Below are 23,347 nucleotides of genomic sequence, written 5' to 3'. Positions count from 1 at the left end.
CCGGGCTTGGCCCGGGATCCAACATCGAGCGCCGTCGAGCCTTAGGATGGATCCCGGATCAGCGCGGCTTCGCCGCTTGTCCGGGATGACGGTCGTGTTTCCCGTGAAACATGGTTGGGTCCAAGCGCTGCTCATCCCTCCAGCGGGCGCGCCTCTTCCGGCAGCATGATCGGGATGCCGTCGCGGATCGGGTATGCGAGCCTGGCAGCGCGGCTGACCAGCTCCTGCCGCGCGGCGTCGTATTCGAGCGTCGTCTTGGTCAGCGGGCAGACCAGGATTTCCAGCAGCTTGGGGTCGATGCGCGTGGTGGTTTCGGTGGCGAGTTCGGTCATCGGGTTTCCATGGGCTGTGCCGGTTCGGTGGATTTGAGCGTTCAGGTCGTCTTGCGGGGCAGGTCGGCCAGCATCCCGGCCGCCACCATCAGTTTCGGGAGCGACAGGCCCGAGGCGGTGATCGCCTGGACCGTGCTGCGGGTGCGATCGACATCGCTCTTTCGCTCTTCGAGCCAGCTGTCCAGCCGGCCGGTCGCGCCCTGGCCGGACGCGATCTCCCGCGTCAGGCCCGCTTGCGCGTCGGACAGGGTCTCGATCGCGCGTTCGCGGGCGAGGCGCTCATAATCATCCGTCGCCGGCACCGCGGCGGCGGCCGCGGCCAGCGCGGAGAGGCCGAATACCGCGTCGACGCCGAAATGGATCGATGCGACCTCGGCGAGGTCGCGTTTCGCCTGGTCGGCGATATCGACGATGTCGGTGGCCTGGGCCAGCGCCGGCAGGCTGGCGATGCGTGTCGCCAGAGCGGCCGGCACGCCCTCCGAGGTCAGCACGGCGATGCGCGCGTGCTGCGCCTGCGCCGCGGCGTCGGGCAACAGCCCGTCGAGCGCCGAAGCCAGCGTCGCGACGCCGGCCTTGTAATGGGCGACGGTCGGCTCGATCGTTCCCGGCTTCGCCACGCCGCGGCGGAGAAACCAGCGCATGCGATCGCTGACCAGCTCCTGGACGGCGGCGTAGAGGCCGAGCTGGATCTTGCCGGGCAGCTTCGCATCGAGCGCGTCGATCTCGCCGTTGAGCGCCATCAGGTCGAAGGAATCGCGGGCGATGGCATAGGCTGCGGCGATCGCGGGCACCTCCGCATGGGTCAGGGCCGAGAGCACGGGCACGAGCGCCGGGCCGCCGCGGTTGACGATGGCGTTGGCGAGCTGCGTCGCGACGATTTCGCGGCGCAGCTTGTGGCCGGCGATCTCGGGCGCATAGCGCTCGCGGAGCGCAGCCGGGAAATACCGGATCAGTTCGCTGTTGAGGTAGCGGTCGTCGGGCACGTCCGATTCCAGCAGCGCGTCGTGCAAGGCGAGCTTGGCATAGGCGATGAGCACCGCCATTTCCGGGCGCGTCAGGCCTTCGCCACGCTTTTCGCGCTCGGCCAGCACGGCATCGCTGGGCAGATATTCGACGCTGCGGTCGAGCCGCCCTTGGGTCTCGAGCGTCTGCATCAGATAGCGCAGCCCTGGCGTCGCGGCCTGGCCCTGGGCCTCCGTCAGCGAAAGGGCGAGCGTCTGCAGATAGTTGTTGCGCAGGACGAGCAGGCCGACCTCGTCGGTCATCTGAGCCAGCAGCGCATTGCGCGCCTCTTCCGGCAGGCGGCCATCCTTCACCGGCGCGGCCAGCGCGATCTTGATGTTGACCTCGACGTCGGAGGTGTTGACGCCGGCGGAGTTGTCGATCGCATCGGTGTTGAGACGCACGCCAGCCCGTGCCGCCTCGATGCGGCCACGCTGGGTCGCGCCGAGATTGGCACCCTCGCCGATCACGCGCGCGCCGATCTCACCGCCGCTGATGCGAATCGCGTCATTGGCGCGGTCACCGACCTGCGCATCGCTCTCGTCGGAGGCGCGGATATAGGTGCCGATGCCGCCGAACCAGAGCAGATCGACCTTCGCCTTCAGGATCGCGGTCATCAGCTCCGGGGGGGAGACCTCGGCCTTTGACAGACCCAGGAGGGTCTGGACGGCTGCTGAGAGCGGAATGCTCTTGGCCTGGCGGGAGAACACCCCGCCGCCGGCCGAGATCAGGCTCTTGTCGTAGTCCTGCCAGGAGGAGCGGGGCAGGTCGAACAGGCGCTGCCGCTCGGCCAGCGACTTTGCCGTGTCGGGATCGGGATCGAGAAAGATGTCGCGGTGGTCGAAAGCGGCGACCAGCTTGATCGTCGGCGAGAGCAGCATGCCGTTGCCGAAGACGTCTCCCGACATGTCGCCGACGCCCGCCACGGTGAAGGGCGTGGTCTGGATGTCGATGTCGATCTCGCGGAAATGCCGCTTCACCGCCTCCCAGGCGCCGCGGGCGGTGATGCCCATCTTCTTGTGGTCGTAGCCCTGGCTTCCACCCGAGGCGAAGGCGTCGCCGAGCCAGTGGTGCTTTTCCAGCGAGAGCGCGTTGGCGGTGTCGGAGAAGGTTGCGGTGCCCTTGTCGGCGGCGACGACGAGATAGGGGTCGTCGCCGTCATGGCGCACGGTGTCGGCCGGCGGAATCACCGTCTCGCCATCGAGATTGTCTGTGAGCTCCAGCAAGGTGCGCACGAAGATGCGGTAGCTCTCGGTCCCTTCCGCGAACCAGGCCGCCCGGTCCGAGGCCGGCGGCAGATGCTTGGGCACGAAGCCGCCCTTGGCGCCGACGGGCACGATCACCGCGTTCTTGACCTGCTGCGCCTTGACCAGCCCGAGCACCTCGGTGCGGAAATCCTGTGGCCGGTCGGACCAGCGCAGGCCGCCACGGGCGACCTTGCCGAAGCGCAGATGGATGCCCTCGACGCGGGGCGAATAGACGAAGATCTCGTAGAGCGGGCGCGGCAGCGGCAGCGAATCGACCCTCGCGCAGTCGTATTTGATCGAGATCGTGCCGCGCGGCTGCCCGTCGGGGCCGATCTGGAAGAAGTTGGTCCGCAGGGCGGCATCGATCAGGTTGACGAGGCGGCGCAGGATGCGGTCCTCGTCGAGGCTGGTGACCGCGTCGAGCGCGGTCTCGATCGCCCGGCGCTCGGCGTCGCTCTTCGCGGTACGCTCGGCTTCGCTCAGGCGCGGATCGAATTTGGCGACGAAGAGGGCGACAAGCCGCGAGGCGATGCCGGCATGGCGCGTCAGCGCATCGGCGATGTAACCCTGCGCATAGGGCGCGCCGATCTGGCGCAGATAGCGCCCGAGCGCGCGCAGGAGCGAGGCCTCCCGCCAGGCGAGGCCCGCCGCCAGCACGAGCTGATCGAAGCGGTCGGATTCGGCGAGCCCCCGGAACTGCGCCATCAGCGCGGCCTCGATCAGCGGATCGAGCCGTGCGAGGTCGATCTCGCCGTCGTCGGCGCGTTCGAGCGTCATGTCGTGGAGCCAGACGCGCGTCGTATCCGTGGCCTCGCCGGCGGCCGGCTGCGGCGTGATGTTGTAGGTCCGCTCGTTGACGACGCGGAAACCCATGTTTTCCAGTACGGGGACGCGGGCCGAGAGCGAGATCGCGACGCCGCGCGAAAACACCTTGAGGTTGGCGCGGGTCGCGGGATCGCCCTCGCGGCGGTAGAGGTTGACGGCGCGGGCGCGCTCCGGCGTCAGCTTCTGGAGGACGTCGATGTCGCGAAGCGTCTCGGCGGGCGAGAAGCGATCACGATAGGCCGCGCCGAAAGCCTCGGCATAGCGCTCCGCCAGGGCGCGGGCGGCGGGGCCGGAGCGCTCGCTGTCGAGAGCGTCCTTCAGCCCGTCGCTCCAGGTGCGGACGATCGCGGTGATGCCGGCTTCGAGCGTGGCGCGGTCGACCTTGGGCGTTTTGCCCTCGTCGCGGCCGATGATGTAATGGGTGCGGGCGAGCGGCCCCTCGGGATATGCCGGATAGGCCGCCGAGATGCGGCCCTGATAGAGGCCGGCCAGGAATTCGCCGACGCGACGGCGCACGCGGGTGTCGTAGCGATCCTTGGGAATGAAGACGAGGATCGAGACGAAGCGGTCGAATTCATCGACGCGTGCCAGCGCGCGGATCCGCGGCCTCTCGGTGAGCTGGAGGATCGACAGCGCGAAACTCTCCAGCGTGGCGGCGTCGATCTGGAAGAGTTCGTCGCGCGGATAGGCGTCGAGCACATTGTAAAGCGCCCGGCCGGAATAGCTCGCGGGATCGAAGCCGATGTTACGGGCGACGCGGGCGACCTTCAAACGCAGATAGGGAATCTCGAGCGCGCTGCCGGTATAGGCGTTCGCAGTCAGGAGCCCGACGATGCGCAACTCGCCGTCGAGCCGCCCCTCGGGGGTGAAGAGCTTGACGCCGACATAGTCGAGATGGACGCGGCGGTGGACGCGGCTCTTGACGTTGGCCTTGGTGATGATCAGGGCCTGCGGCTTGGCGAGGAAGGCCCGAATCTCGGGCGTGACGGCGACCATCTCGCGGTTCTTGCGCAGGATCTTGACCGCGGGGTCGCGCAGGATGCCGAGGCCCGAGCCCTCGATCGGATCGGCGGCGGCATCGCCATTGGGGAAGCGGTAGGCGCGGATACCGAGCAGGGTGAAGTTGTCGCCGGCGATCCATTCGAGGAACTGCAGCGCCTCGGTGACTTCATCCTCCGGCAAGGGGGGCGGGTTGCCGCGATAGGCTTGGATCACCTCGGTGATTCGGCCGCGCATCGCCGCCCAATCCTCGACCGCCAGCCCGACATCGGCATAGACGCGTTCCAGCCCGGCGCAGAGCCGGTCGCGGGCCTCGGGCGAATCAATTCGCTCGAGATGGATCTGGATCAGGCTCTCGCGGCGGGTGCCTTCCGGAGCGCGGCCGGCGGCTTCGCCGGCCAGTGACAAAAACGCACCGTCGGCGCCGCGCGCGACCGCGAGGATCGGATGCGCCACGAGGCGGGGCTCGTAGCCCTGCTCGGCCAGTTCGGCGAGCGTCGAATCGAGCAGGAACGGCTTGTTCTCGTTGACGACCTCGAGGATCGTGAGTTGGTGCTCGCGGTCCAGGCTGCTGAAGGCGTCGTCCCGGAAGCGGAGATTGATGGCTTGGGGGCTGCGGGGCGCCTGAAGATGCTCGTAGGCGGAGGCCGCAGCGCGAGCCAGCATGTCGGCCGGCAGGGCCTCGAGGTCCTCGGCGACGGCACGTCCGTAAAGCAGGCGGGGAAAGTCGGGCGGCATCGCCCCGGGCAGGCCTGCGGCGGCGGTCTCGATTGCGGAAACAGCCGCAGCCGTCGCATTGGTCACGCGCTTGCCCATGGTCCACCCCTGTTATTTTGCCCCAGCGATGACATAGGCTGGGACGCCTTTCAATTGCGGCGCGCAGCGGGGCGAAGACCCGGGCGACACGACAGGACATCCATGATGGTCAAACATGACAAACCGAAGCCCGGAGAGAGGCCAGCGCCGCAGGATGTCGATCCGCCGGCCATGGCGCTCGATCTCCCGCAAGGGCTTCTCTCGGCCGAGAACCAGGCCTATTTCGACAAATGTCTTGAAAAGCTCGGCTTCGTCCCGAACGTGCTGGTCGCCTATGCCCATGACGACGCCAAGCTCTCGGCCTTCGCCGCCTTCTACAACGACCTGATGCTGGCCCCGTCGGGCCTGTCGAAGCTGGAACGCGAGATGATCGCGGTCGCGGTCTCCAGTGTGAACCGCTGCTATTACTGCCTGACGGCCCATGGCGCGGCCGTGCGCCAGCTCTCGCAGGACCCCGTGCTGGGCGAGCTGATGGCGATGAATCATCGCGCGGCCGACCTGTCGGTTCGCCACCGCGCCATGCTGGACTTCGCGGTCAAGCTGACCGAGACGCCGCATCTGGTTGGCGAGGACGACCGGGCCAGGCTGCGGGGCGCCGGTTTCGGGGAGCGCGACCTGTGGGACGTCGCGGCGGTCGCGGCCTTCTTCAACATGTCGAACCGCATGGCCTCGGCGGTCGATATGCGTCCCAATGTCGAGTACCACCGACAGGCACGCTGAGGCGTGCGGGCACAAAGAAAAACGGCCGGCGCAGGGCGCCAGCCGCTGAGTTGGCCTCGACTGAGTGGCCCAGCCTCACCAGATCCACGGGGGGCTGGGGGGCTGACAAACCGAAGACCGATAAGACCGGGCCGTCGAGACAACTTCGCTATTTAACCCAAGCAACGGGGCGGTCGCTTGGCCGGATCGCGGCGAGAATGCGGCGGCTTTGACGAAGCCGTGATGTCCGTCCGGACGGCGGCGTGTTCGCCTGCCGGACCGGGAAAGCGACCTCGCCCGGATTGCTTGCCAGCACAGCATCGCGAGCGCATCATCGCGTGCCAAACAGCAAGGCGGCCCCGCGCGGTCGCCGGTCGGGAGGCATCATGAGCGAGAGCGACACGCCGCCATCGCAGCCGATGGGCGGGATCATTCCCTTCCCCGGTGCGGTCAAGCCGGCTGCGGTCACCTTCGACCGTCGTGAATTGTCGGAGCTGCTCAATCTCTACGGCCGCATGGTGGCCGCCGGTGAATGGCGCGACTACGCCATCGACTTCCTCAAGGATCAGGCACAGTTCTCGGTCTATCGCCGCTCGTCGGAGGTGCCGCTCTACCGAATCGTCAAGACACCGGCGCTGGCCAAGCGGCAGGGCGCCTATTCGGTGGTCGCCGCGACGGGGCTGGTGCTGAAGCGCGGCGCCGAGTTGTCCCGCGTGCTGCGCGTGCTCGACAAGAAGCTGAGCGTCGTCGGCTGAATTTTCCGACATTGCGAGCGCAGCGAAGAAATCCAGAAGGACTCGCTCTACGGCTCTGGATTGCTTCGCTGCGCTCGCAATGACGAGTCGGGCTCACGTTCATGGTGGCGTCGCGCTGCCCTCTCCCAAATCCTTCTGCATCAGCATCTGGTCGAGCCAGCGGCCATGCTTGAAGCCGACTTTTTCCGCGACGCCGATCAGGCGGAAGCCGGCCCGCTCGTGCAGCCGCCGCGAGCCGACGGAGGCGCCGGTCCCGTCGCCGATCACCGCGATTATCTGGCGGAAGCCCTCGGCCGTGCAGGCCTCTATCAGCGCGGCCAGCAAGGCACTGCCGATGCCGGCGCCCTGGGCGTCCGGCGCAATGTAGATCGAGTTCTCGACCGTCGAGCGATAGGCCGGACGGGGCCGGTAGGCGCTGGCATAGGCATAACCGAGCAACAGGTCGTCGCGCTGCGCCACGAGATAGGGATACCCGCCGGCCAGGATCGCTTCAAGCCGTCGCAGCATCTCGGCCTCGTCGGGCGCGTCGAGCTCCCAGGAGGCGGTGCCGTTGCGCACGGCGTCGCCATAGATCGCCGCGATGGCAGGAATGTCGGCGGGGGTGGCCGGGCGGATTGACGGCAGCATCATGCGCCGATCATCGCCATTCACACCCAAAAGAAAAGCCCCGGCCTTGCGACCGGGGCTCGTTGTCTGTGCATGTCCCACCCGGGTGAGGGGTGGGACCGCTGATCACTCCTGCTTGCTGCCGAACAGCGAGAGCAGCATCTGGAACATGTTGATGAAGTTCAGGTAGAGCGACAGAGCGCCGTTCACCGAGAGCTTCGCGGCCTCCTCCGGGTTCATGTCGGAGTAGAGGTACATCTCCTTCAGACGCTGGGTGTCCCAGGCGGTCAGGCCGGCGAAGACCAGCACGCCGATCGCCGAGACGGCGAAGGACAGGGCGCTGGACTGCAGGAACAGGTTCACCAGCGATGCGATCACCAGGCCGATCAGGCCCATGATCAGGAACGAACCCATCGCCGACAGCGACTTCTTGGTGGTGTAGCCGTAGAGGCTCAGCGCACCGAAGGTCGCGGCGGTGATGAAGAACACCTTGGTGATCGATTCACCCGTGTAGACCACGAAGATCGACGACAGCGACACGCCCATCACCGCCGCGAAGGCGAAGAACATGGCACGCGCGGACGAGGAGCTCATGCTCTCCGCCTTGAACGAGAAGAACAGGATGAAGGCGAGCGGCGCCAGCATCACGACCCATTTCAGCGGGCTGGTGTAGAGGGCGGTGCCGAGCGGGGTCAGCGCCGTGACCTTGCCGGTCGGCGAGACGCCGGCGATCGCCAGCATGGAGATGCCGATCGCGGCGAGGCCGGTGATGGCCAGGCCGATCGACATGTTGTTGTAGACGCCGAGCATGAACGAGCGCAGGCCCTGATCCATCTCGACGGCGCTGGTCTGCTGGGCGCGGCCGGCACCCCAGACTGGAGCATTGCGGTCGAAGTTGCTCATCGAGCGAGTTTCCCCTGACAGTGATTCCGAAGACGGCCATCGCGTCCGGCGATGCCCTGTCGTCGCACACAACCGTGGCGATGAACGGAATATGAGGGCGTTCGCCGGTTCTTACAAGGGGCCTTCATGGTTAAAAGCGGAGCCCCATAGAAACGCGACGCCCCATCCATGCAAAGTTACGCCCCTGTAATGTCTAGCGTGAGTCCTTTTCAGCTAGTCATCACAAATTCCGCAGATGAGAAGCTGGCGCTTTCGATAGTATTTTTAGCGTGCCAGTGAGCCCGAACAGGACAGTGACGCCGACAGCCGCAGTCGCGGCCAGTAACGCCCCGGTGGGGTCATTGACGAATTCGATCTTCATCACTTGCGTGACGACGCCCCAGCCCGCCAGAGCGCCTGCGACAACGCCGAACAGCGCCGAGACGAGGCCGATCGCGGCGTATTCAAGGGCGTACGACGAAAGTATGAAACGGCGTGTCGCGCCCAGCGTCTTCAGGATCATCGCGTCGTAAAGTCGCGCGCGCTGGCCGGCCGCCAGCGCACCGCCCAGGACGAGCAGGCTCGCGGCGATGGCGAGGCCCGATGCGCCGCGAATGGCGGTGGCGAGCTGGCCGACGATGGTGTTGACCGCCTCCAGCGCGTCCTTGACCCGGACGGTGGTCACGGTCGGGAACTCGACCGCCAGCCGGCGCAACAGGGTGGCGTCGGTGCCCCCGGCCGGGCCGTCGGCGGGTGTGATGGTGGCGAGATTGGTGTGCGGCGCGCCGGCGAAGGCGTTGGGAGAGAACAGCATCACGAAATTGATGCCGAGCGAGCGCCACTCGATCGCCCGCAGATTGGCGACGCGGGCTGTGATGGTCCGGCCGAGCACGTTGACGGTCAGGGTATCGCCGATCTTGAGCCCGATGCCGGCGGCGTTCTGCGCATCGAAGGAGACCAGCGGCTCTCCGCTGTAATCGGCCGGCCACCATTCGCCAGCCGAGACGCGCGACCCCTCGGGAATCGTCTGCGAATAGGTGATGCCGCGGTCGCCGTCGAGGATCCAGGCCGATTGCTCGGAGGCCTTGATGTCCTCGGCGCGGACGCCGTTGATCGAGACGATACGCCCGCGCATCATTGGCACGCGCGCCAGCGTCGCGCCCGGACGCTCCTCTTTCAGCACGGCATCGAAGCGGGCGGCGTCGGCATTGGGGATGTCGAGGAAGAAGAAGCTCGGCGCCTTCTCCGGCAGGGACTGTGTCAGCTGTCGGGTCAGGCTGGTGTCGATGAAGGCGAGCGCCGAGAGCAAGGCGACGCCCAGGCCCAGCGAAAGCACGAGCGACGGCGTCAGTGCGCCCGGCCGGTAGCTGTTGGCCAGCGCCATGCGCAGCGAGGGGTTCCGGGGCCTCGGCAGCGCCCGGGCGAGCGCCATCAGCCCCCAGGAGACGCCACGCAGCAGCAGGAAGATGCCGGTCATCACGGCCATGTAGATGAGCGCGATGCGCCGGTCATAGGCAAAGGCGAGCGCGACGCCGACGAGCCCGGCCAGCGCCAGCAGGCAGATCGCGATGTAGATCGCCCGCGGCCGGCGGGCGTCGGGCTCGATCTGGTCCCGAAACAGGGCCGAAACCGGCACGTCATGGGCCCGGCCGAGCGGCAGGATGGCGAAGACGAGCGCCGTCAGCAGGCCGTAAAGTGCGGCGACGCCGAGTTCGCCGGGCGCCAGGGTCGGCTCGAAGGGAACGGGCAGGACGGATTTCAATGCGGCGCCCAGCGCGAAGGGCGCGGCGGCGCCCAGAGCCAGGCCGATGGCGGTGCCGAGCGCCGCGACCAGCATCACTTCGGTGAGGTGGATCGCGACGACGCGGCCGCCGGTGGCGCCGACGGCCTTCATCGTGGCGAAGTCGAGCTTCTTGGCCTCGACGAAGCGGCGCACCGCATTGGCGACGCCGACGCCGCCGACCAGCAAGGCGGTGAGGCCGACCAGCGTCAGGAACTGTGTAAAACGTTCGAGATTGCGCTGGAAGCCGGGATTGGCGTTGGCGCGGGAGCGGATCTCCCAGCCGGCATCGCGCTGCTGCGCGCCGGCATCCGCGATCAGCGCGGCGAGGTCGGCATTGCTTGCGGCTTGCGGCGGCAGGGCGACGCGGTAGGTCCAGCGCACGAGGCTGCCGGGCTGGAGCAGGCCGGTCGCGCGCAGCGCCTCCTGCGAGATCAGGAGCCTCGGGCCGAAGCCGACGCCGGCTGCGATCTTGTCGGGTTCGGAGACGAGGTTGGCGCGCAGCTGCACGCGGGCGGAGCCGACGAGGACGACGTCGCCGGGCTTCAGATCGAGCCGGCCGAACAGGACGGGGTCGGCGACGGCGCCGAAGACGCCGTCTTTCACCGCCAGCAGCTCCGCGACGGGCGCATTCGGCTCGGCGACGAGTTCGCCGATACCGGGATAGCCGGAATCCACGGCCTTGATCTCGACGAGGGCGGCGCCCTTGTCGCCGGCATTGGCCATGCCGCGCATCGTGGCGATGGTCGAGACCGTGCCGCGGCCGGTCAGGAAAGCCAGTTCCTGCGGTGTCGCCTCGCGGTGGATCAGCCCGAAGGCGGCATCTCCGCCGAGGATGCGCCGGCCCTCGCGGGAGAGGCCCTCGGTCAGGCCGCGCGAGGCGGAGGCGACGGCGGCGATGGTCATGACGCCCAGCGCCAGGCAGGCGATGAAGACGCCGAAACCGCGCAGGCCCCCGCGCAGATCGCGCCAGGCGAGGCGGAAGGCCAGCGCGGCGCCAGCGGCGCGCGACGGCGGCTTCGGGAGGGGCTTGACCGTTCCGTGCATGATCAGGCCACCGCCGTCGCGGCGTCGGCCTGGGCCTGCGTCTCGATGCGCCCGGCACGCAGGCGCACCGTGCGGTCGCAGAGCGCGGCCAGCGAGAGGTCATGCGTGACGAGCACCAGTGTCGCGCCGCGTTCGCGCCGCAGGGCGAAGATCAGATCGACGATCGAGCGGCCGGTGGTTTCGTCGAGATTGCCGGTCGGTTCGTCGGCGACGAGGATGGCGGGGTCTGGAGCCACCGCCCTGGCGATGGCGACGCGCTGCTGTTCGCCGCCCGAGAGCTGGGCCGGGTAATGGTCCATGCGGTCGCCGAGGCCGACATTGCGCAGCTCGGCTTCGGCCCGGACGAAGGCATCGCCGGCGCCGGCGAGTTCGAGCGGCAAAGCGACGTTCTCGCGCGCCGTCATCGTCGGGACGAGGTGGAAGGACTGGAAGACGATGCCGATATGGCGGCCGCGGAAGACGGCGAGCCCGTCCTCGTCGAGCTTGCCGAGATCCTGGCCGGCGACCTTGACGATGCCGCTGTCGGGCCGCTCCAGGCCGGCCATCGTCATCAGCAGGGTCGACTTGCCGGAGCCCGAAGGGCCGACCAGCCCGGTCGCCTGTCCGGCGGCCAGCGACAAAGAAACACCCTTGAGGATATGGACGCGGGCGGCCGCACGCCCCAAACTAAGCTCGACATCCTGCAATTCGATCGCCGGCTGATCCGTCGGTGGGACGCGCGTATCGCTCATCATCCAATGATCCTGACTTCGATATCCATTACCGACCCTGCTCGCACGCAAACGCGGCCCGAGCAGGGCAAGCCGTCATGTCGTCCCCTAAAGCGGCGATATGGGCGCTGCCTGGCGCTTGTCCAATCTCTCTGCGCCGCTTTTCTGCTCTGTCTCACCGTGCTGCCGATCGCGACCATGGCCCAGACGTCCCCCCCGAGCCCCAGCCTCCCTGGCGCGCGCACGCTGAAACTCGTCGCGCTCGGCGACAGTTTGACAGCCGGCTACAACCTGCCGGCCAGTGCGGCCTTTCCGCCGGTTCTGGAACGGGCCCTGCGCGAGAAGGGCCATTCTGTCGAGATCGTGAACGCCGGCGTCTCCGGCGACACCGTCCAGGGCGGGCTCGATCGGGTCGACTGGTCGGTGCCGGACGGCACGGATGGCGTCATCCTCGAGCTCGGCGCCAACGACGCGCTGCGGGGGCTCGATCCGGCGACGACGCGTAAGGGCCTGGAAGCGATCATCACCCGGCTGAAGGCGCGGGGCATCCCGGTGCTGCTCGCCGGCATGTATGCCCCGCGCAATCTCGGCACGGAGTATGCAGCGCGCTTCGACAGCATCTATCCCGAGCTTGCGAAGGCGCATGGGCTGGTGCTCTACCCGTTCTTCCTGGAGGGCATTGCGGGCGACCGTGTGCTCAACCAGCCCGATCTGCTCCACCCCACGGCCGAGGGCGTTCGCGTCATCGTCCGCAACATCCTGCCGACGGTCGAGCGCTTCCTCGCGACGCTGCCGCCCAAGTCCTGACCCTCCCGCGGGCCGTCGCGCCCGTCGGACCGCCTTCCCCCATCTGCTCGACGCGCGCCCATCGCCCGCCGCTTCCGGAGTTGCTTCGCCATGGAATACCGCCGTCTCGGCCGCACCGATCTCCAGGTCTCGGTGATCTGCCTGGGAACCATGACCTATGGCGAGCAGAACACCGAGGCCGAGGGCCATGCGCAGATGGATTACGCGCTCGACCAGGGCGTGAACTTCTTCGACACGGCGGAGCTCTACTCGATCCCGCCCAAGGCGGAGACGCAGGGCTCGACGGAGCGGATCCTCGGCAGCTGGTTCAAGGCGCGCGGCAATCGCGACAAGGTCATCCTCGCCTCGAAAATCTGCGGGCGCGGCGCCAACACCTGGTTCCGCGACGACAAGAGCCCGACGCGTGTCACGCGCAAGCAGATCCGCGAGGCGGTCGAGAAGAGCCTCAAGCGGCTGCAGACGGACTATATCGACCTCTACCAGATCCATTTTCCCGAGCGGCCGATGCCTTGGGGCTCGAACCCGACGCGCTTCTCCAAGGCCGCCTTCGAACGCCCCGCGGACGAGACGCCGATCGCCGAGCAGCTCGACGCCTTCGCGGAGATCGTGAAGGAGGGCAAGATCCGGCATCTCGGCCTCTCCAATGAGAGCGCCTGGGGCACGATGAGCTTCGTGCGCGACGCCGAGACCCGCGGCGGGCCGCGCGTGCAGTCGATCCAGAATTCCTACAACCTGCTCAACCGCACCTTCGAGACGGCGCTGGCGGAGATCGCGATCCGCGAGGATGTCGGGCTGCTCGCCTATTCGCCGCTCGGCCAGGGCTTCCTGACCGGCAAATATCTCGACGGTGCCCGTCCCGCCGGTGCGCGCACGACGCTGTTCGACCGCGGTCAGCGCTACCAGACGCCGGGCGCGGAGGACGCGATCAAGCGCTACATGGCGCTGGCGCGCGACAACGGGCTCGACCCGGCGCAGATGGCGCTCGCCTTCGTGAACACCCGCGCCTTCGTCACCGCCAACATCATCGGCGCGACCTCGATGGAGCAGCTCAAGACCGACATCGCCTCGATCGCGGTCAAACTGTCGCCGGAGCTCGAGGCCGGCATCGACGCGATCCACCAGCTCGTCGGCAATCCCTGCCCCTGATCCGGGCTCGATCGAGGCGCTGCCCTGTCGGGCAGCGCCTGCCCGGCATTTCGTCTCGCCAGAGTCACAAAAAACTGGCACTGATTCGGACATGCCGAGGCTGTTCACAGCGCTTGAGATTCCCGCCGAGGTTGCCTCGGCGTTGACGCTGCACCGGGGCGGACTGGCCGGGGCGCGCTGGATCGATCCGGCCGATTATCACATCACGCTGCGCTTCCTGGGCGATGTCGACCGGCGCACGGCCAATGATCTCGACGAATTCCTCGGCGATATCCGCAGCTACCCGTTCGAGGTGACGCTCGATTCGCTGGGCACCTTCGGCGGCGACAAGCCGCGTTCGGTGTTCGCGCGGGTTCAACCGAATGCGCGGCTCACCGAGCTTCAGGGCGATCTGGAGCGGCTGATGCGCAAGCTCGGCCTGCCGGCGGAGAGCCGCAAATTCGTGCCGCATGTCACGCTGGCGCGGCTGCGCGATACGGCGCCGGCCGATGTGGCGCATTATCTCAGCCTGCACCCGATCGTGCGGCCAATCAGCTTCACAGCGCGGCGTCTCGCCTTGATGTCGTCGCGCGATTCGGTCGGCGGTGGGCCTTATGTGCTGGAGGCGGCCTATCCGCTGGGGCCGTCCTATCCCAACCGGCCGTTGCGGGGCGAGTTCCAGCGGAGATGAGCATGCCCAAGCGACTGGGGCCCGAGGCCCGCAACGAAGCGCTGACGATCCTGACCGGCTGGAAGCTGGCCGAGGGGCGCGAGGCCATCGTCAAGCGCTTCGTCTTCCGCGATTTCAACGAAGCCTTCGGCTGGATGACGCGCGTCGCGCTGCTGGCGGAGGCCATGGGTCATCACCCCGAATGGTCCAACATCTATCGCACCGTCGACGTCACGCTCGCCACGCATGATGCCGGCGGCCTGACCGAGCTCGACGTCAAGCTCGCCCGCGCCATGGATGCGCTGGGGAGCTGATCGTACTGGTCACGGAGCTGCGACGGGTCGCACCCAGCCGCAAGCCCTGAGCGCCGCCTCCATATGGGACGGCGGCGGCGCCTCGATCCGGATCGGCGGCTTCTTGCGATAGAGCGGCACGGTGATGGCGCGCGCGTGCAACTGCAGCCCCGGCCCGCCCTCGCGCGGTGCGTCGCCATAGATCTCGTCGCCGAGCATCGGCCAGCCCGAGGCGGCGCAATGGACGCGCAACTGATGGGTGCGGCCGGTCAGCGGTTCGAGTTCGAGCCAGGCGAGCGGGCCGGCTTCGTTCTGCCCTCGCCCCATCACCCGCCAGCGCGTCTGCGAGGGCAGGCCGTCGGGATCGACCTTCATCCACCAGCCACGGTCGGGTGCGCGCTTGCCCAGCGGCAGATCGATCAGCCCTTCGTCGCTTTCAGGGGCGCCCTGGACGATCGCCCAGTAGCTCTTGGCGATGGCGCCGTCGCGGAACATCTGGTTCAGCTCGGCCATGGCGCGCGGGTGGCGGCCGAGGATCAGGCAACCCGAGGTGTCCTTGTCGAGACGGTGCGCGGCTTCGGGCCGGCGCGGCAGGCCGAAGCGCAGCGCGTCGAGATGGTCGGTGAGGACGGGGATGACCCGGCGCTTGGCCTGGGGGCCGCGATGCGAGGGCAGGCCTGCGGGCTTGTCGATGACCAGCATCATCGCGTCGCGATAGAGCAGCGGGAAGGGCAGCGGCGGCTCGTCGCGCGGCGATCCGGAGGGGTGCGCGCCCGGGCTCGCTTGCGAAATTTCTGGTCGGTCGGGCGTGGTCATGGCATTGCGCTAGCGAAGGCCAACCTGCCGCGCAAGCACGCGCCGCTCCGCGGCGAGGCCACGGGAAGAATGATGAGCGAGAACGAACCGAAGAAGCGCGGCTTCTTGTCGAGATTGTTTGGCCTCGAGCCGGAGCCCGAGACGCCGCAATCCCAGGCGTCCGCGTCGCCCCCGACGGAGGTGCCGCCCGAAGCGCCGCTCGCGGACGCCCCCATCGCGCCCGAGCTGTTGACCGGCGAGGCCGGGCCGCTGCCGATCGCGATGCCGGAGCCGGCACCAGTCCAGGCTGCGCCCATACTGGCTGCGCCGATCGTCGCTGCGCCCGAGCCCAAGCGGAGCTGGTGGCGGCGCCTGACGGAGGGCCTGTCGCGGACCTCCTCGGCGCTGACGACGGGGATCACCGACCTCTTCACCAAGCGCAAGCTCGATTCCGCCACGCTCGAAGATCTCGAGGACATCCTGATCCAGGCCGATCTCGGCCTGGCGACCGCCGCGCGCGTCGCCAAGGCAGTCGGCGAGGGGCGCTACGACAAGCAGATCGAGCCCTCCGAGGTGAAGGCGATCCTGGCGCGCGAGGTCGAGGCGATCCTGAACCCGGTGGCGCAGCCGCTGGTGATCGACGCCACCAAAAAGCCGTTCGTGATCCTGATGGTCGGCGTCAACGGCTCGGGCAAGACGACGACGATCGGCAAGCTCGCGGCGAAATTCCGGGCCGAGGGCAAATCCGTGATGCTGGCGGCCGGCGACACCTTCCGCGCCGCTGCGATCGAGCAGCTGAAGGTCTGGGGCGAGCGCACGGGAGCGGAGGTCATCTCGGGCAACCAGGGAGCCGACGCGTCGGGGCTCGCCTTCGAGGCGCTGCAGAAGGCGAAGGCCGCCGGTACGGATGTGCTGTTGGTCGACACCGCCGGGCGGCTGCAGAACAAGACGGGGCTGATGGACGAACTCGCCAAGGTGGTCCGCGTCATCCGCAAGCTCGATCCGGAGGCTCCCCACGCGGCGTTGCTCGTGCTCGACGCCACTGTCGGGCAGAACGCGCTGAGCCAGGTCGAGGCCTTCGGCGATACGGCCGGCGTCACTGGGCTGGTGATGACCAAGCTCGACGGCACGGCGCGCGGTGGCATTCTGGTGGCGCTGGCGGCCAGGTTCGGCCTGCCGGTGCATTTCATCGGCGTCGGCGAGGGCGTCGAGGATCTCGAGCCCTTCTCGGCGCGCGATTTTGCCCGCGCGGTGTCGGGATTGGATGAAGCGGCGTGACGCTGAAGATCACAGACAGGACGGAACGAAACACGATGACCGACATGGCGCAGCCCCCGGCGGGCAAGGGCAAGTCCATCAACCCCCTGCTCAAGCTCGCGCTGGAATTCGGGCCGCTGGCGATCTTCTTCTTCGCCAATTCCTATGGCGACCGGCTTTTCGGCGTCGCGCCCGACCGGCGCATCTTCGTCGCGACGGGCATCTTCGTCGTCGCCTCGCTGGTGGCGCTGGCGGTCTCGCGCATTCTGATGGGCTACCTGCCGCGCATGGCGATGGTGAACGCCGTGGTCGTGACGGTGTTCGGCGGGCTGACGATCGCGCTGGACGACGCCTTCTTCATCAAGGTCAAGCCGACGATCGTGAACACGCTGTTCGGCTGCGTGCTGCTGGGGGGGCTTTATTTCGGGCGCTCGCTTCTGGCGCTGGTGCTGGAATCGGTGATGCAGCTCGACGAGGAGGGCTGGCGCAAGCTGACCCTGCGCTGGGGTCTGTTCTTCTTCGTGCTGGCGGCACTGAACGAGATCGTCTGGCGCACGCAGACCCAGGATTTCTGGGTCGCCTTCAAGGTCTGGGGCGTGATGCCGCTGACCATGGCGTTTGCGCTGGCGCAGACGCCGCTGATCCTCAAGCACGAGATCAAGCCGGCGAAGGCGAGCGAGTAACAGCCTCGTTGTGCGGCCTTGCCATTTGGCGGCATCATCATCATCTTTAGCCAAATGGCGGAGGATGGCTGATGGCCCTGCTGGAGATCGATACCGCGACGCGCGGCTTCGCGCCCGAACCCATCACCGACGACGAGGCGGCGGCGATGTTTCGGGCCGCGGTCAACCTGTTCCGGCTCTGGCGGCTGACGGATGAACAGGCTGCAACGCTGCTCGATATGCCCCCGCGCAGCTATGGCCGCTGGAAGGCCGGGCAGATCGGCCGCATCTCGCGGGACGGCAAGGCCAGACTCTCGAACCTGATGGGCATCCACAAGGCGCTGCGGATCATCTTCCGCGAGCCCCAGCGCGGCTATGACTGGATCCATGCTGCGAACGCGGTCTTCGCCGGGCGCTCGGCGCTGCAGGTGATGCTCGGTGGCAACCTCACCGACCTGATGCGGGTGCGGCGCTATCTCGACGACGAGCGGGGCGGCTGGTGATCGACCCCGGCGGCTTGCCGGTCACGGCGGTCCACTGGCGCGGGGCGGTGCGGATCATCCGCAGTCTCTTCCCGCCGATCGACCTGTTCGAGGACATCGCCGACCCGGCCGACTGGCCGCTGCTGCTCTCGGCCGAGCAGAAGACCAATCCGCGCCTGATGGAAACGATTGGCCAGCTCGACCTTGTGCCGCCCGAGCGGCGGGTGGCGGGGCCGGGTGCGACCTGGCTGATGGCGCCCTTCACCCATGTCAGCAGGGACCGCCCGAGCCGCTTCTCGGCCGGCACCTTCGGCGTGCTCTATGCGGGGGAGAGCTTCGAGACGGCGCTGTTCGAGACGGTGCATCACCATGCCCGCTTCATGGCGGCGACGCGCCAGCCGCCGGGCTGGACCTCGCAGTTCAGGGAAATCCGGCTCGAAATCTCGGCGCGGCTGCATGATCTGCGGGGATCGAGGCCGGAGTTCGCGGCGGCCCTCGAGCCGGATGACTATGCCGCGAGCCAGGCGCTGGGGGCGGCGCTGCGCGCGGCCGGCTCGGAGGGCGTGGTCTATCCCAGCGTGCGGCATGTGGGCGGGCAATGCGTCGGGCTGTTCTATCCGGACGGGGCCTCGCAGCCGGTGCAGGGCCGCCATCTCGACTATCACTGGAATGGCGAGCGCGTGGACCTTTATCGGGATCTCAGTGCCGGCAGGATCTACCGGATCGTACAGGCGTAGCGGCTTCGGTGATCACATCCCGCTGTTGCGCATCTGCGTGACCTTGTAGGGCTCGCCCCTGGCATCATACGTCGTCCATTCTCCGATCTGCTGGCCCTTTTGGAAATGGCCTGAGCGAAGTTTGGTCCCATCCTTGCGGAACCACTCCCAGTAGCCGGTCGGGACATCGTCGACGGTCTGGCCCCTCGCCCAGAGGCTGCCATCCTTGTGGAGCTTTTCGAACGGGATCGCGTCGGCCATGGCGGCCCTCCCTACTTCGCTGCCATCCTCAGCGCGCCGTCGAGCCGGATCGATGAGCCGTTGAGCATGTCGTTGTCGATGATGCTCTTCACCAGCGCTGCATACTCGGCCGGTTTGCCCAGCCGCGAGGGGTGCGGGACGGAGACGGCCAGCGATGCGCGCGCCTCCTCGGGCAGGCCGTCGAACATCGGCGTCTCGAACAGGCCGGGCATGATCGTCATGACACGGATGCCATAGGCCGCCAGTTCCCGCGCGATCGGCAGCGTCATGCCGGCGACGCCGGCCTTTGACGCGGCATAGGCGGCCTGCCCGATCTGGCCGTCCTGTGCGGCGATCGAGGCGGTGCAGATGAAGACGCCGCGGCCGCCATCGGCGGTGACGGGGTCGAGTGCGGCCAGCGCTGCTGCCGATTTCGCGATCATCCGGAAGGTCCCGGTGAGGTTGATCGCGAGCGCCTTCTCGAACAGCGCGCTGTCATGGGCGATCAGCTCGCCGGTCTCGCGCTTCTTCGAGACCATGCGGCGTCCCGGGGCGATGCCGGCGCAGTTGACCACGATGCGGGCGACCCCCTGGGCGGCGCGGGCCGTTGCCAGGGCAGCATCGACGGAGGTCTCGCTGGTGACGTCGCAGGCGACGAAGAGGCCGCCGATCTCGGCAGCAATCGCCTCGCCGCGCTCGGCATTGAGGTCGAACAGCGCGACCTTGGCGCCCTGGCCCGCCAGCATGCGCGCTGTCGCCTCGCCGAGGCCGGACGCGCCGCCGGTGACGATGGCGGCGACGGAGGAATCGAGCTGCATCGGCTTGTCCTGTCGTGGATGGCGACATCCGAGGCTAAGGGGTCGCCCGGGCGCGTCCAAGCCGGTTTCTTTGCACGCCCCGTTCGGCAGACCACTTGTGCGAGGTTTCCCGCAGGGCCACATCTTTCGACAGGGCGCAGACATCTCCCACAAGAGGATGATCGCGCTGTTCACCACGCGCCCTGAGGAGGGGCACCATGAGCGACGGTTTCACCTCCCGCTTCACCGAGGAGGAAATGGCGGCGATCCGCAAGAGCCTGCGCGACGAGGCTCGCTTCGGTTCGGAGTTCCTCGGCCGGCTGAAGCGCGTGGCCAAGCGCATCCCCTTCGCGGAGGATCTGCTGGCGGCGTGGTTTTGCGCGCGCGATCCCGTGACGCCGCGTCGCGTGCGGCTGACGCTGCTGGCCGCGCTCGGCTATTTCGTGCTGCCGGTCGACGCGCTGCCCGACATCATGCCTATCCTCGGCTTCACCGACGATGCAGCGGTGATCGCGGCCGCGCTGGCGGCTGTCGCCAGTTCGATCACGCCCGGGCACCGCGAGAAGGCCCAACAGGCGATGGCGGAGCTTTGAGGCTCCGTCACAGCGTCAGGACAACTTTGCCCTTGGCCTTGCGGTCGCCGATCAGCGCATAGGCCTCGACCCAGCGTTCGAGCGGGATCTCGGCATGGACATGGGCGCGGATACAGCCGTCCGCCGCCCAGGCGAGCAGTTTTTCCATGTTGGCGCGCTGGGCTTCCGGGTCGCGCCGGACGAAATCGCCCCAGAACACGCCGCGCAGGTCGCAGCCCTTCAGCAGCAGCAGGTTGAGCGGAATCCGGGGGATGGCCCCGCCCGCGAAACCCACGACGAGATAGCGCCCCTCCCAGGCCATGGAGCGCAGCGCGGGCTCGGCGAGGTCGCCGCCGACGGTGTCGTAGAGCACATCGACGCCGCGTCCCTCGGTCAGCCGGCGCAAGCCCGCCCGGATATCCTCCAGCGCATAGTCGATCGCCTCCTGCGCACCGTGCTCGCGGGCAAGCGCCAGCTTTTCGGCCGAGGAGGCGCAGGCGATGACGCGCGCGCCGAGCAGGGCGCCGATCTCGACGGCGGCGAGACCCGCTCCGCCCGCCGCGCCGAGGATGGCCAGCGTCTCGCCCTCCTTCAGCCCGGCGCGCTGGATCAGGCCGTGCATCGCCGTGCCATAGGTGACGAACAACCCCGCCGCCTGCGCATCGCTCAGGCCGTCGGGCACCCGAACGGCATTGTCGGCGGGGATCACGACGCGCTCGCGGGCGGCGCCGTAGCCGAGCCAGGCGGCGACGCGCTCGCCGATGCGCCAGCCGGTGACGCCCTCGCCGAGCGCCGCGACCGTACCCGCGCATTCGGCCGACGGCGAGAACGGCAAGTCCGGCTTGGTCTGGTAGCGATTCTCGATGATCAGCGTGTCGAAGAAGTTCAGCGCCGCGGCCTTGACCGCAATGGCGATCTCGCCCGGGCCCGGCTGCGGTGCGGCCATGTCGCGGATGACCAGCCCCTCGGCCGGGCCGTGGCTTTCGCAGAGCAGTGCCTTCATCGTTGTCCACCTGTCGCAGAACCGGCCGGGAGCTCGCGGCGCTCGGCGCTTCGCCGCGACTGTGCCATGCGTCCCAAGCCAGCGAAACGTCCCAACCCGCCCCCGGCATTCGCATTTTCGCCAGGATCGTGGCACTCTAGTGATCCTGCCTGCACCCGCGTGTCCTCAACGGCTGGTAAAGGCAGTGTTAAGATTTTTAATGATTGATGGCGGCCATGATCAGTTCGTTTCTCCGTGCCGGCGTTCCCGCCACGCCCCGTTTCACCGTCGCACTGGCCGTCCTGGCCGCCTGCTCCGGTCTCGCTCTCGCGCCGCTGTCCGCCTCGGCGCAGCAGCAACGGCCACGCCCTGCGCCGGCTGCTGCTACGCCTGCCGCTGCCGGACAAGGGCAGGCGATGCTGCTGGAAACGGCGGGCAAATGGCAGGCTTTCTCCTCGCAGCAGGGTCGCGCCAAGGTCTGCTACGCCTTGTCGAAGGCCGAGAGCCGGCTGCCGGCGAACCTAAGGGATGTCGAAGGGCTGCTCTTCGTCGCGACGCGGCCTGCCGAGGGCGTGCGCAACGAGATCAGCTTCGTGATGAATTTCGACCTCAAGGAAGATGTCGAGCATCAGGCGATCATCGGCTCCGAGCGTTATGCGCTCGTGGCCAAGGGCCAGAACATGTGGCTCAAGAATCCGGCCGAGGAACCGCGCATGCTCGATTCGCTGCGCAAGGGCGCCGGTCTCGAGATCAAGGGCACCTCCAAGCGCGGCAACCCGACAGCCGACAAATATTCGCTGTCGGGTATGAGCCAGGCGGTCAAGCGCGCCGAAGAGGCGTGCAGGTAAGTCGGGTCGGCCTTTCAGCGCCATGACCTTTGCTGCTCCCGGAGGAACCCCGTCAGGGGCAGATGCCGGGGATGACGGCAAGGTGAAGCCGGTGCGATTTCGCGGCTCGGCGTTCTCGTGCTATGAGCCGCAGCCATTCGGGCCCGTGACGCCCGACCCGAGCCAGAGTTCCGATGACCTTGTCCGTTCTTGAACCCGCCGCGACAGCGGCCGAACCCGTTTTGCAGCGCCTGTCGCTGGTCGGCCGCACGCGCGCCGGGCTGGCCGAGGCGCTGGCCGAGATCGGGATCCCCGAGAAGGAACGGCGCATGCGCGTCGGCCAGCTCTGGAACTGGATCTATCATTACGGCGTGCGCGACTTCGCGGAGATGACCACGATCGGCAAGGGGTTGCGCGGGGCGCTGGCCGAGCGCTTCACGCTCGACCTGCCGGAGGTGACGGCCGAGCAGATCTCGACCGACGGCACCCGCAAATGGCTGATCCGCATGGCCCCCACGGGCCCGCGCGACCGCGGCGCCGAGATCGAATGCGTCTACATCCCCGAGGTCGATCGCGGCACGCTCTGCGTCTCCAGCCAGGTCGGCTGCACGCTGACCTGCACCTTCTGTCATACCGGCACGCAGCGCTTGGTCCGCAACCTCACCACCGAGGAGATCGTCGCGCAGCTGATGGTGGCGCGCGACCGGCTCGGCGACTTCCCCAACCGCAGCGCGCCGGGCGGCGCCTTCGTGCCCAAGGATGGCGGGCGCTTCGTCTCCAACATCGTCTTCATGGGCATGGGCGAGCCGCTCTACAATTTCGACGGCGTGCGCGATGCCATCGACGTCATCTCCGACAATGAGGGGCTGTCGCTGGGTCGCCGCCGCATCACCGTGTCGACCTCGGGCGTCGTGCCGCAGATCGGCCCGCTCGGCCACGAGATGGGCACGATGCTGGCGATCTCGCTGCATGCGGTGCGCGACGACCTGCGCAACGAGTTGGTGCCGCTGAACAAGAAGTACCCGATCGCGGAGCTGATGGAGGCCTGCCGGACCTATCCGGGGCTGACCAACGCCAAGCGCATCACGTTCGAATACGTCATGCTCAAGGGCGTCAACGACAGCGACGCCGAGGCGCGCGATCTGGTCCGGCTGCTCAAGGGCATTCCGGCCAAGATCAACCTGATCCCGTTCAACCCCTGGCCCGGCACCAAATACGAATGCTCGGACTGGGACCGGATCGAGCGTTTTTCCGAGATCGTCTTCCGCGCCGGCTATGCCTCGCCGGTCCGCACGCCGCGCGGACGCGACATCCTGGCCGCCTGCGGCCAGCTCAAGAGCGAGACCGAGAAGCTCTCGGCCCGGGCGCGGCTGATGCTCGACCAGGACGATGCGGCCGCGGCCGCGGTGGCCCGCTGATTCG

General features: G+C 68.0%; 23 protein-coding genes. 13 read left to right on the top strand and 10 right to left on the bottom strand.

What is annotated here, in order from left to right:
* Positions 1–131: 131 nt before the first annotated feature.
* Both Q8S38_RS17285 and Q8S38_RS17280 read right to left on the bottom strand, forming a co-directional pair.
* Positions 132–332: a Trm112 family protein gene (locus Q8S38_RS17285; RefSeq protein WP_305681618.1), complete on the bottom strand. Its 201-nt coding sequence runs from the start codon at positions 330–332 to the stop codon at positions 132–134.
* Positions 333–373: 41 nt separating this feature from the next.
* Positions 374–5,221 carry an NAD-glutamate dehydrogenase gene (locus tag Q8S38_RS17280; RefSeq protein WP_305681617.1) on the bottom strand — a complete coding sequence of 1,616 codons (4,848 nt, stop codon included), beginning with the start codon at positions 5,219–5,221 and terminating at the stop codon, positions 374–376.
* Positions 5,222–5,392: 171 nt separating this feature from the next.
* Here Q8S38_RS17280 and Q8S38_RS17275 point away from each other — a divergent pair, with 171 nt between their 5' ends.
* Entirely contained in the window at positions 5,393–5,941 is a 549-nt protein-coding gene (locus Q8S38_RS17275; protein ID WP_305681630.1) for a peroxidase-related enzyme, read from the top strand.
* Positions 5,942–6,306: 365 nt separating this feature from the next.
* The gene (locus tag Q8S38_RS17270) at positions 6,307–6,675 is read left to right on the top strand and encodes a DUF2794 domain-containing protein (protein WP_371125910.1); all 369 of its coding nucleotides are present in this window, start codon (positions 6,307–6,309) and stop codon (positions 6,673–6,675) included.
* 99 nt (positions 6,676–6,774) lie between these two features.
* On the opposite strand, the gene Q8S38_RS17265 is transcribed toward Q8S38_RS17270, so the two are convergent.
* The 4 genes from Q8S38_RS17265 to Q8S38_RS17250 all read right to left on the bottom strand — a co-directional run bounded on the left by Q8S38_RS17265 (position 6,775) and on the right by Q8S38_RS17250 (position 11,721).
* A complete protein-coding gene (locus Q8S38_RS17265; protein ID WP_305681616.1) occupies positions 6,775–7,305 on the bottom strand; it encodes a GNAT family N-acetyltransferase in 531 nt (176 codons plus the stop codon).
* A 102-nt stretch (positions 7,306–7,407) separates the two neighbouring features.
* Positions 7,408–8,184: a Bax inhibitor-1/YccA family protein gene (locus Q8S38_RS17260; RefSeq protein WP_305681615.1), complete on the bottom strand. Its 777-nt coding sequence runs from the start codon at positions 8,182–8,184 to the stop codon at positions 7,408–7,410.
* Between the two features lie 220 nt (positions 8,185–8,404).
* On the bottom strand, positions 8,405–10,990 hold the full coding sequence (locus Q8S38_RS17255; RefSeq protein ID WP_305681614.1) for an ABC transporter permease: 2,586 nt from the start codon (positions 10,988–10,990) through the stop codon (positions 8,405–8,407).
* 2 nt (positions 10,991–10,992) lie between these two features.
* The gene (locus Q8S38_RS17250) at positions 10,993–11,721 is read right to left on the bottom strand and encodes an ABC transporter ATP-binding protein (RefSeq protein WP_305681613.1); all 729 of its coding nucleotides are present in this window, start codon (positions 11,719–11,721) and stop codon (positions 10,993–10,995) included.
* Positions 11,722–11,898: 177 nt separating this feature from the next.
* On the opposite strand from Q8S38_RS17250, the gene Q8S38_RS17245 reads away from it, so the two are divergent.
* The 4 genes from Q8S38_RS17245 (at position 11,899) to Q8S38_RS17230 (ending at position 14,616) form a co-directional block, all read left to right on the top strand.
* On the top strand, positions 11,899–12,507 hold the full coding sequence (locus tag Q8S38_RS17245) for an arylesterase (protein ID WP_305681612.1): 609 nt from the start codon (positions 11,899–11,901) through the stop codon (positions 12,505–12,507).
* Between the two features lie 90 nt (positions 12,508–12,597).
* Positions 12,598–13,653 carry an aldo/keto reductase gene (locus tag Q8S38_RS17240; RefSeq protein WP_305681611.1) on the top strand — a complete coding sequence of 352 codons (1,056 nt, stop codon included), beginning with the start codon at positions 12,598–12,600 and terminating at the stop codon, positions 13,651–13,653.
* 91 nt (positions 13,654–13,744) lie between these two features.
* On the top strand, positions 13,745–14,323 hold the full coding sequence (thpR, locus tag Q8S38_RS17235) for an RNA 2',3'-cyclic phosphodiesterase (protein WP_305681610.1): 579 nt from the start codon (positions 13,745–13,747) through the stop codon (positions 14,321–14,323).
* Between the two features lie 2 nt (positions 14,324–14,325).
* Entirely contained in the window at positions 14,326–14,616 is a 291-nt protein-coding gene (locus Q8S38_RS17230; protein ID WP_305681609.1) for a 4a-hydroxytetrahydrobiopterin dehydratase, read from the top strand.
* 9 nt (positions 14,617–14,625) lie between these two features.
* Here the strand turns inward: Q8S38_RS17230 and Q8S38_RS17225 are convergent, their stop codons facing one another.
* A complete protein-coding gene (locus tag Q8S38_RS17225; protein WP_305681628.1) occupies positions 14,626–15,300 on the bottom strand; it encodes an RluA family pseudouridine synthase in 675 nt (224 codons plus the stop codon).
* A 183-nt stretch (positions 15,301–15,483) separates the two neighbouring features.
* On the opposite strand from Q8S38_RS17225, the gene ftsY reads away from it, so the two are divergent.
* The 4 genes from ftsY to Q8S38_RS17205 all read left to right on the top strand — a co-directional run bounded on the left by ftsY (position 15,484) and on the right by Q8S38_RS17205 (position 18,528).
* Complete coding sequence (gene ftsY / locus Q8S38_RS17220) at positions 15,484–16,668, top strand: signal recognition particle-docking protein FtsY (RefSeq protein WP_305681608.1); 1,185 nt, start codon at positions 15,484–15,486, stop codon at positions 16,666–16,668.
* A gap of 44 nt (positions 16,669–16,712) precedes the next feature.
* Positions 16,713–17,330 carry a septation protein A gene (locus tag Q8S38_RS17215; RefSeq protein ID WP_305681627.1) on the top strand — a complete coding sequence of 206 codons (618 nt, stop codon included), beginning with the start codon at positions 16,713–16,715 and terminating at the stop codon, positions 17,328–17,330.
* A 71-nt stretch (positions 17,331–17,401) separates the two neighbouring features.
* A complete protein-coding gene (locus tag Q8S38_RS17210) occupies positions 17,402–17,812 on the top strand; it encodes an MbcA/ParS/Xre antitoxin family protein (RefSeq protein ID WP_305681607.1) in 411 nt (136 codons plus the stop codon).
* Complete coding sequence (locus tag Q8S38_RS17205) at positions 17,806–18,528, top strand: RES family NAD+ phosphorylase (RefSeq protein WP_371125911.1); 723 nt, start codon at positions 17,806–17,808, stop codon at positions 18,526–18,528. The genes Q8S38_RS17210 and Q8S38_RS17205 overlap by 7 nt, the downstream gene beginning before the upstream one ends.
* A 12-nt stretch (positions 18,529–18,540) precedes the next feature.
* Here Q8S38_RS17205 and Q8S38_RS17200 read toward each other — a convergent pair whose 3' ends face one another.
* Positions 18,541–18,768, bottom strand: coding sequence for a toxin-antitoxin system YwqK family antitoxin (locus tag Q8S38_RS17200; protein WP_305681605.1), 228 nt, complete (start codon positions 18,766–18,768; stop codon positions 18,541–18,543).
* 11 nt (positions 18,769–18,779) lie between these two features.
* Positions 18,780–19,565 (bottom strand): SDR family NAD(P)-dependent oxidoreductase, encoded by a 786-nt coding sequence (locus tag Q8S38_RS17195; RefSeq protein WP_305681604.1) that lies wholly within the window; start codon positions 19,563–19,565, stop codon positions 18,780–18,782.
* Positions 19,566–19,762: 197 nt separating this feature from the next.
* Between Q8S38_RS17195 and Q8S38_RS17190 the strand changes: the two genes are divergently transcribed.
* Positions 19,763–20,137, top strand: coding sequence for a YkvA family protein (locus Q8S38_RS17190; RefSeq protein ID WP_305681603.1), 375 nt, complete (start codon positions 19,763–19,765; stop codon positions 20,135–20,137).
* Between the two features lie 7 nt (positions 20,138–20,144).
* Here Q8S38_RS17190 and Q8S38_RS17185 read toward each other — a convergent pair whose 3' ends face one another.
* Complete coding sequence (locus Q8S38_RS17185; protein WP_305681602.1) at positions 20,145–21,119, bottom strand: NADPH:quinone oxidoreductase family protein; 975 nt, start codon at positions 21,117–21,119, stop codon at positions 20,145–20,147.
* A gap of 215 nt (positions 21,120–21,334) precedes the next feature.
* Between Q8S38_RS17185 and Q8S38_RS17180 the strand changes: the two genes are divergently transcribed.
* Positions 21,335–21,946, top strand: coding sequence for a hypothetical protein (locus Q8S38_RS17180; protein WP_305681601.1), 612 nt, complete (start codon positions 21,335–21,337; stop codon positions 21,944–21,946).
* Between the two features lie 173 nt (positions 21,947–22,119).
* Positions 22,120–23,343, top strand: a complete 1,224-nt coding sequence (gene rlmN / locus Q8S38_RS17175) for a dual-specificity RNA methyltransferase RlmN (protein ID WP_305681600.1) — start codon at positions 22,120–22,122, stop codon at positions 23,341–23,343.
* Positions 23,344–23,347 lie beyond the last annotated feature (4 nt).

Origin of the sequence: Allobosea sp. (genome assembly GCF_030695125.1) — a bacterium.
In the GTDB taxonomy this organism is placed as follows: domain Bacteria; phylum Pseudomonadota; class Alphaproteobacteria; order Rhizobiales; family Beijerinckiaceae; genus Allobosea.
Note: the sequence above shows the minus strand (reverse complement) of the source record. Positions and strands in the feature narration are given on the sequence as shown.

What these genes read in the sequence shown, in the direction of transcription:
- Q8S38_RS17250 (WP_305681613.1), bottom strand. Translation starts at nt 11,721, where the DNA reads ATGAGCGATACGCGCGTCCCACCGACGGATCAGCCGGCGATCGAATTG.
- Q8S38_RS17255 (WP_305681614.1), bottom strand. Translation starts at nt 10,990, where the DNA reads ATGCACGGAACGGTCAAGCCCCTCCCGAAGCCGCCGTCGCGCGCCGCT.
- thpR (WP_305681610.1), top strand. Translation starts at nt 13,745, where the DNA reads ATGCCGAGGCTGTTCACAGCGCTTGAGATTCCCGCCGAGGTTGCCTCG.
- Q8S38_RS17225 (WP_305681628.1), bottom strand. Translation starts at nt 15,300, where the DNA reads ATGATGCTGGTCATCGACAAGCCCGCAGGCCTGCCCTCGCATCGCGGC.
- Q8S38_RS17285 (WP_305681618.1), bottom strand. Translation starts at nt 332, where the DNA reads ATGACCGAACTCGCCACCGAAACCACCACGCGCATCGACCCCAAGCTG.
- Q8S38_RS17230 (WP_305681609.1), top strand. Translation starts at nt 14,326, where the DNA reads ATGCCCAAGCGACTGGGGCCCGAGGCCCGCAACGAAGCGCTGACGATC.
- Q8S38_RS17270 (WP_371125910.1), top strand. Translation starts at nt 6,307, where the DNA reads ATGAGCGAGAGCGACACGCCGCCATCGCAGCCGATGGGCGGGATCATT.
- Q8S38_RS17280 (WP_305681617.1), bottom strand. Translation starts at nt 5,221, where the DNA reads ATGGGCAAGCGCGTGACCAATGCGACGGCTGCGGCTGTTTCCGCAATC.
- Q8S38_RS17195 (WP_305681604.1), bottom strand. Translation starts at nt 19,565, where the DNA reads ATGCAGCTCGATTCCTCCGTCGCCGCCATCGTCACCGGCGGCGCGTCC.
- Q8S38_RS17265 (WP_305681616.1), bottom strand. Translation starts at nt 7,305, where the DNA reads ATGATGCTGCCGTCAATCCGCCCGGCCACCCCCGCCGACATTCCTGCC.
- Q8S38_RS17240 (WP_305681611.1), top strand. Translation starts at nt 12,598, where the DNA reads ATGGAATACCGCCGTCTCGGCCGCACCGATCTCCAGGTCTCGGTGATC.
- ftsY (WP_305681608.1), top strand. Translation starts at nt 15,484, where the DNA reads ATGAGCGAGAACGAACCGAAGAAGCGCGGCTTCTTGTCGAGATTGTTT.
- Q8S38_RS17190 (WP_305681603.1), top strand. Translation starts at nt 19,763, where the DNA reads ATGAGCGACGGTTTCACCTCCCGCTTCACCGAGGAGGAAATGGCGGCG.
- rlmN (WP_305681600.1), top strand. Translation starts at nt 22,120, where the DNA reads ATGACCTTGTCCGTTCTTGAACCCGCCGCGACAGCGGCCGAACCCGTT.
- Q8S38_RS17245 (WP_305681612.1), top strand. Translation starts at nt 11,899, where the DNA reads ATGGCCCAGACGTCCCCCCCGAGCCCCAGCCTCCCTGGCGCGCGCACG.
- Q8S38_RS17275 (WP_305681630.1), top strand. Translation starts at nt 5,393, where the DNA reads ATGGCGCTCGATCTCCCGCAAGGGCTTCTCTCGGCCGAGAACCAGGCC.
- Q8S38_RS17200 (WP_305681605.1), bottom strand. Translation starts at nt 18,768, where the DNA reads ATGGCCGACGCGATCCCGTTCGAAAAGCTCCACAAGGATGGCAGCCTC.
- Q8S38_RS17260 (WP_305681615.1), bottom strand. Translation starts at nt 8,184, where the DNA reads ATGAGCAACTTCGACCGCAATGCTCCAGTCTGGGGTGCCGGCCGCGCC.
- Q8S38_RS17180 (WP_305681601.1), top strand. Translation starts at nt 21,335, where the DNA reads ATGATCAGTTCGTTTCTCCGTGCCGGCGTTCCCGCCACGCCCCGTTTC.
- Q8S38_RS17215 (WP_305681627.1), top strand. Translation starts at nt 16,713, where the DNA reads ATGGCGCAGCCCCCGGCGGGCAAGGGCAAGTCCATCAACCCCCTGCTC.
- Q8S38_RS17185 (WP_305681602.1), bottom strand. Translation starts at nt 21,119, where the DNA reads ATGAAGGCACTGCTCTGCGAAAGCCACGGCCCGGCCGAGGGGCTGGTC.
- Q8S38_RS17210 (WP_305681607.1), top strand. Translation starts at nt 17,402, where the DNA reads ATGGCCCTGCTGGAGATCGATACCGCGACGCGCGGCTTCGCGCCCGAA.